Raw genomic sequence first — 449 nt, 5'->3', positions numbered from 1 at the left:
GACGGGGGGGTGCTCACGAGGGGCCTCGCCAGCAAGGGATGCGGGGTGGACGGGACGGGGCTGCTTTTGGCCCAGGGTCTGGAGGAGCGCAACCCCCCGGCCCGCGCTCACGCCGAAAGCACACGCACCAGCACGACCAGGCGCTTGCTTCCGCCCGCCGCGTCCCACTGCTGGTTGGTCGCGGTGGTCAGCGCCTCCGGCGCGGGACGGAAGCCCAGGCCGGAGAAGGTCCGCAGGGAGGCGGTGTTGTCCTCGTCGATGTCGGCGTGGACGCGATCCGCCCCCTGGCGCCGGGCCTCCTCCACCAGACAGCGCACCAGGGCGGTGGCCACCCCCATGCGCCGCACGCGGGGCGCCACCACCAGCGAGCGCACCCACAAGCCCTCCAGGGCCAGCCCCTCCTGGCGGTAGTCGTCCACCCAGGCGAAGCCGAACAGGCGCCCCTGCGC

Annotated in this window: 1 protein-coding gene; it reads right to left on the bottom strand. The window is 74.4% G+C overall.

The genetic code is table 11. From position 1 onward, the window contains the following. Positions 1-107: 107 nt before the first annotated feature. Positions 108-449, bottom strand: a 342-nt coding sequence (locus D7Y13_RS42855; protein ID WP_147452714.1) for a GNAT family N-acetyltransferase, incomplete at its 5' end; no start/stop codon positions are given.

The organism is Corallococcus praedator, assembly GCF_003612125.1.
In the GTDB taxonomy this organism is placed as follows: Bacteria; Myxococcota; Myxococcia; order Myxococcales; family Myxococcaceae; genus Corallococcus; species Corallococcus praedator.
The sequence above is the reverse complement of the archived record's forward strand: the minus strand, read 5'-3'. Positions and strand labels throughout refer to the sequence as shown.